The organism is Gardnerella lacydonensis, assembly GCF_048545055.1.
In the GTDB taxonomy this organism is placed as follows: domain Bacteria; phylum Actinomycetota; class Actinomycetes; order Actinomycetales; family Bifidobacteriaceae; genus Bifidobacterium; species Bifidobacterium vaginale_C.
The window spans coordinates 1-1,131 of sequence record NZ_JBKQXT010000012.1 but is presented as its reverse complement, the minus strand read 5'-3'; the positions used below and the strand labels follow the sequence as shown (position 1 = coordinate 1,131).

General features: G+C 44.4%; 1 pseudogene. It reads right to left on the bottom strand.

Annotated elements, in window-relative coordinates:
- Positions 1-1,045, bottom strand: a pseudogene (locus ACJV45_RS06955) (hypothetical protein); the annotation flags it as partial.
- Positions 1,046-1,131 lie beyond the last annotated feature (86 nt).

Below are 1,131 nucleotides of genomic sequence, written 5' to 3'. Positions count from 1 at the left end.
TATTATCAGCCTCATCCAAAGCAAGCTTAGCCTCATACACGTAATGAGCAGCAAGCTTCTTCTTAGCAGCATCAGACAAGTTCAACTTACCAAGATCCTTGATCTTCTCATCAGGAGTGGTAGTATCATCCTTCTTGTCGTCCTTCTTGTCATCCTTCTTATGGGACTTCTTGTGATTCTTCTTCAAACCCTTACGATGATCATTGTTCATCGTACGATTATTAGAATGCTCGCCATCCTTGTCGTAAACATCATCTTCGCTAGTGGAAGCAATACGACCATTGACATAAGCATCTTCATCAACACGCTCCAAAGCAGCTGCAGTAGTAGCAGAATCAACATGCTCACCATCAGCAGTCAAAACAAGATAATTGCTAGTAACAGCAAGTTCAGCCTGATCTGGAGTCTGAGTCTTCGCCAAAGCTTCTTCTGCAGCCTTAGCAGCATCCTGAGCCTCAACATACGCACTGTTCTTTTGAGCAGCAGTCTCTAACAAGCCACGATAAGTGTCAGCAGCCTTAGTATCAGTATCCTGAGATTCAGCTTTAGTAGCAGCATCAACCTTAACTACCTTACCCGCTAAAGCTGTACCAGTGCCGATAGCATAACCATCCTTAGGATTACCGTTTTCGTCAACAGCCTTCTTAGCAGCATCATAACCAACCTTTACCGCAGCCTCAGCCTGCTCAAAGGCAAGCTTAGTTGTATTCACAGCAGCCTTAGCAGTATTAGCAGCATTCTTAGCTGCCTCAAGAGCAGTTGCTGCAGCAAACCTAGCTTCACCAACAAGCTGAGTACGTTCACTCAAAGTGCCGTAGGACATTCCGTTTGTCTTAGCAGCCTTAATACGAGCAAGCTCCAAAGAACGATCATTCTTTGCTGCATTTACATTAGCGTGATTTTCAGTATCCGCGCTATACTCCGGGCTTTGGAAAGCTGGGAAATCCTTTGGATTAATTTTTTCAGCGAATGCTGGAGCTGCAGCGAAGCCGGCAAGCAAAGTAGCGCCAGCAGCGAAAGCGGCGATAGCCTTCTTATTCATCATTTTAATTTCCTTTCTTCTTCTCCTCCACGTAAAACACGCGAAGAGAAAACATTAAAATCCAACAACATTCAAAACATTGTGGATAA